The sequence below is a fragment of the Chitinophaga sp. genome (assembly GCF_036566945.1).
Classification (GTDB): Bacteria; Bacteroidota; Bacteroidia; order Chitinophagales; family Chitinophagaceae; genus Chitinophaga.
In genome coordinates, this window is record NZ_DATCVJ010000580.1 from 1 (window position 1) to 5,266 (window position 5,266).

Sequence of the window (5,266 nt, forward strand, 5' to 3'; positions counted from 1 at the left end):
TATTGCAGGCGGAAATAAGGGCACGACTACAGATGAAAATGGTCAGTTCCATCTGGAAACGCCTTCTTCAGCAACATTGATCTGTTCCTTCATAGGTTATGAAGAACAAAAAGTGCAGGTAAATAATAATACGCACTTCAACATTGTACTGAAAGACGATTCCAAAGGATTGAATGAAGTGGTGGTAGTTGCTTATGCGGTGCAAACAAGAAGTTCTTTGACAGGATCAGCTACTATGGTAAATGCTTCATTGTATGATAAAGCACCCCGTAGCAGCTTCCAGGAAAGCTTACAAGGCAATGTAACCGGCTTACAATCTACCAACGGCTCCGGTCAACCCGGCTCCGTACCGAGTATTCATATTCGTGGTATTGGATCCATTACGGCAGGTAGCTCACCACTTTATGTGGTAGACGGCGTGCCCGTAGTAACGGATAATCTTACAGATTACAATGTTAATTCCCTGGCAGGAATCAACAGCGCAGATATCGCCTCTATCTCCATTTTAAAAGATGCCGCATCTGCCTCGATCTATGGCTCCCGCGCTGCCAACGGGGTAATTTTAATTACCACCAAAACCGGCAGTCAGGGCAGAACAAAAATCAGCGCCTCCATTCAAAGAGGTAGCAACCAACTGACGATTCCGCAAGCCAACTATCCGCTCAATACTAAAGAGATGATGGAACTATTGCGGGAAGGTTGGACCAACAAGGCAGATGGCACAGGAGAAGCTGGCTTCCAGCAGGAAATCCGCGCACGTGGCGTGGATACCACAGTAAATACCAACTGGATCGACGTGTTGACCCGCCATGGAAGCTATACACAGGCGAATTTATCTGCCGCAGGCGGAAGTAATAAAACAAAATTCTATGTCTCCGGAGGGTTATATGATTCCAAATCAGCCCTGAAAGGAGTGGACTATAAACGTATGACAGGTAAGCTGAATCTGAGTAACCAGGCCACCAACCGTTTATCGTTTGATGTAAACCTGTCTTTATCCTACCAGCGTGCAAACGCAGTAGCCGATATGGGACTCATGGCAAACCCTGTACGTTCACTAGTCCGGATACAGCCCTGGCTGAAGGTTTACAACAATGATGGTAGCTACGATTTTAGTTATAACAATAGTTTTAACCCGGTAGCTATAATGGATGGGAACTCCCGGACAGGCAGCACGTATGGCCTGCTGGGAGGCGCCGCCGCCAAATACGCATTTACTGATTTTCTCTCTTTTGAAACAAAAATCAGCCTTGACCTCAACTATGCCCGCAGCAATTTATTTTTTGCACCGGGCTTCGCTGACGGCAGAAATACCAATGGCTGGGTATCGGTAAATAATAGTTTATGGAACAACTGGGTATCTACTAATATCCTGCGGTTCAACAGACGTTGGGGCTATCACGGCATCAATACTTTCATCGGTTATGAAGCACAGAAAACTACCAATACCGGCAACGCGTCAGAAGCATCTAACCTGCTTCCAGGAATGGAATCGCTGTCAGATGCCTCCAAACCCGAAACCGTTAAGTCTGTGTCTAATGCCAATTCCCTGACCGGCGTATTTCTGAATAACAGTTACGATTACAAACAAAAATATTATCTCACTGCTTCTATCAGGAGAGACGCCTCTTCCCGGTTTGGCAGTCAGAAAAGAAGTGCCGCATTTTGGTCACTCGGAACGGCCTGGAATATTTACAGGGAACCATTCCTACAAAATGTATCAGGTATCAACGAATTAAAGATAAGAGCCAGCTATGGCAGCAACGGAAACCAGGCTATTGATAATTATGCAGCTTTATCGCTGTATAGTCCCGGAAATGATTACAATGGGAAACCGGGGTACGTGCTCACGCAATACCCCAATTCCTTTCTTACCTGGGAACAGAACAGGCCATTCAATATAGGACTCGATTTCGCCCTATTGAAAAATCGCCTGTCTGGTACCATCGAATATTATAACAGAACCACTTCCCGGTTGCTGTTAAATGTACCGGTATCTTCTTCTAATGGTATTACTACTGTTTTCAGGAATAACGGAGAGATGAAAAACAGCGGAATGGAAATCGCACTTTCTTCCCGCAATATCATCGCTAAAAATGAAAACGAATTTTCATGGCGTACGGATGCAAATTTCTCTACGCTGAAAAATACTATCACCCGGTTAGATAATCAGATTACCTATCTCAACTACAGAAGAGAAGTAGGAAAAGACTTCTACCAGTTTTACACTGTCGGATTTGCAGGAGCTGATCCGCAAACAGGTGTAGCCCTTTGGTACACAGATGCGTCAAAAACGGCTACCACTAAGTCTTATGGCGAAGCGCAACGATTTTACCAGGGAAGTGCCTTACCTAAATTTTATGGCGGCATCACCAACTATTTTAGCTATAAAGGTTTTGATCTGAGCTTTCAGTTCTTCTATAACTGGGGCAATAAAGTATTCGATAACTGGGGACCTTTCACCGAATCAGACGGTAGCGGCGGTTTTGGCAGTGGCGCAAAAATGTCGCGTCTCACTTACGAAAACCGCTGGCAACATCCCGGTGATATCACCTCCGTTCCCAAAGTGGTATACGGCGGTACTCAGTCCGGCCTTAGCAACCAGGTATCGTCCCGCTTCCTCTACGATGGCAGCTTTATACGCCTGAGAGATGTGATGCTGGCCTACAGCCTGCCACAAACCTGGCTGAAAAAAGCCAGTATCAACGACGTGAAAGTATATGTACGCGGTAATAATTTATGGACATATGTAAAAGATAGACGCCTCACGATGGACCCGGAAGTACCGGTAACAGGAGACTATGATCAACGACCGCCGGTATTCAAAACATTTTTGGTAGGACTGGATGTAAATTTTTAAGATAGTCATGCGAAAGAAATATACATATGGTTTCATGATACTGCTGGCAGGTTTGTTAAGTGCCTGTAGCAAAGACTTTCTGGAATTAAAGCCGGACCAGTCTACCGAAACAGATAAGGCTATCAGAGACCTGCCTGGTTTACGGGCAGCGATCAGCGGTGTATATTCATTGATGCAGAATGCAAATTACTATGGCAGAACGCTGCCACTGCTCCCGGATCTGAGAGCAGACAATAGTTTTATCAGTGTGATCAACACCAATCGTTATCGCAACCAGGACCAGTACATTGTGACGGCCAATGATGTGTATACTACGGATTCGTGGAACGCATTATACAGTGTGGTAGCCAATGCTAATATGGTCATTACAAAAGGACCTGCTATTACGCTGCTACCATCGGTCACAGATAGTATCGAAGCAAAACAGATAGTGGCAGAAGCATATGCAGTAAGGGCACAGGTATTTTTTGATCTGTCCCGTATGTATGCGCAGCCTTATAATTTTACAGCAGATGCCTCGCATATGGGTATCCCCGTTGTTACAGTCACGGATATAAACGCTGTTCAGTCGCCTTCCCGCAGCAGTATGAAAGATACTTATGCGCAGATCATCAACGACCTGACCACAGCGATCCGGCAATTTGAAGAAAGTAAGAGTACAAGTTTTACCTCCGGAAGAATCAATGCTTATTCGGCTAAGGCGCTGCTGGCAAGAGTGTTACTATATAAGGAAGACTGGTTAGGCGCGGCCACACAGGCCGATGCGGTGATCAAAAGCAATAAGTATGTGCTGCTCACCGGTGATAAACTGGTCAGCGATTTTAAAATAACCGGCAACAGCGAAACGATTTTTGAGATCATCAATACCCCGGTAGATAACGCCGGCACCGATGGATTAGGGTATATGTTCAACCAGGACGGCTACGGCGATGTACTGGCTACAAATAATGTATTTAATATCTATGCCGCCGGCGATGTACGACGGAATTTTCTGCAGAAAAGTAAACGGGCAGGGAATGGCGGAGAAAATCCCGCCAATGTGATCACGAAATACAGTGACGTCACTACTTTCTCAGAAGGCATTAAAGTGATGCGGCTGGCAGAATTGTACCTGATCCGTGCGGAAGCATTGGCTCACCTTGAAAAAGCTCCGGAAGCGCAGGCTGACCTGAATGTAGTGGCACAACGTGCCGATCGCAATGCCTTACCGGTAACCGCTACCGGGCAAGCACTCCTGGACGCTGTTCAGTTGGAAAGACGTAAGGAACTCGCTTTTGAAGGACATCGCTTATTTGATTTGATACGAACTAAACAGTCATTCACCAAATATCTGGCGAGTGATAAAACGATACAGGTGGCCTGGCCCAGTACTAAAGTGATACTGCCCATCCCACAACGAGAACTGGATGCTAACCCCAATATACGCAACCAGCAGAACGAAGGGTACAAATAAATCTAAACCGCCTTTGTTAATAATTGGTTTTTGCTTTAAGCTGGTTGGTTTTTGCTTATGAAGAGATAAAGTCCCGGTGGTCCAACCGGGACTTTTATTTTTTGTCTTTGTCCAGGATTATACTTGATTTAGATGATTTAGATGATTTAGATGATTTTTAGGATTTTTATTTTTTGATTATAAAGATTAAAAGATTGTAGCAGCGAATAACGTCATTCGCTGGTATCTCCTGCCATCTTTTTTAAATCCTGTAAAAATAAAATCCTAAAAATCATCTAAATCAAGTATAATCCTGGACAAAGACAAAATTCGCTCACCACTCAACCAATTTATCCTTTCCTCCCACCAATTAATTATTACTTTTGGCAATCTGTAAATTCACGTACTTCCAAATGTTTATAAGACGTTACACCGCCCTGGTTATAATTTTACTGACAGCAATGGGTTTGCCTGCTATGGCACAACCTTCTCCTGTATGGAATGCTGCTGACATTAAACTGCAACTGAAAAAGCTCGATACGCTGGGAAGCGTATTGTATATTGCCGCCCATCCCGATGACGAAAATACCCGTCTGTTAGGCTACCTGGCAAAAGAGAAATTGTACCGCACCGGCTACCTGTCACTGACCCGTGGCGACGGCGGACAAAACCTCGTAGGGAATGAACAGTCCGAATTGCTCGGATTAATCCGTACCCAGGAACTGCTGGCAGCACGTCGTATCGATGGCGCTGAACAGTTCTTTACCCGCGCACAGGACTTTGGCTTCTCCAAAAATCCCCAGGAAACATTTACCATCTGGGACCGGGAAAAGATTTTGGGAGATGTGGTATATATGATCCGTAAATTTCAACCGGATGTGATCATCTGCCGTTTCCCGGCGGATAGTCGCGCCGGGCACGGTCATCATACCGCCTCCGCTATGCTGGCTGAAGAAGCATACACCGCCGCGGCA

3 protein-coding genes are annotated in these 5,266 nt (G+C 45.3%); all 3 read left to right on the forward strand.

The window, feature by feature from the left end; translation table 11 throughout:
* A partial coding sequence (locus VIP81_RS17665; RefSeq protein ID WP_331963807.1) for a SusC/RagA family TonB-linked outer membrane protein occupies positions 1–2,860 on the forward strand: 2,860 nt, incomplete at its 5' end.
* A 7-nt stretch (positions 2,861–2,867) separates the two neighbouring features.
* Positions 2,868–4,313 carry a RagB/SusD family nutrient uptake outer membrane protein gene (locus VIP81_RS17670; RefSeq protein WP_331963810.1) on the forward strand — a complete coding sequence of 482 codons (1,446 nt, stop codon included), beginning with the start codon at positions 2,868–2,870 and terminating at the stop codon, positions 4,311–4,313.
* Positions 4,314–4,705: 392 nt separating this feature from the next.
* A partial coding sequence (locus VIP81_RS17675) for a PIG-L family deacetylase (protein WP_331963813.1) occupies positions 4,706–5,266 on the forward strand: 561 nt, incomplete at its 3' end.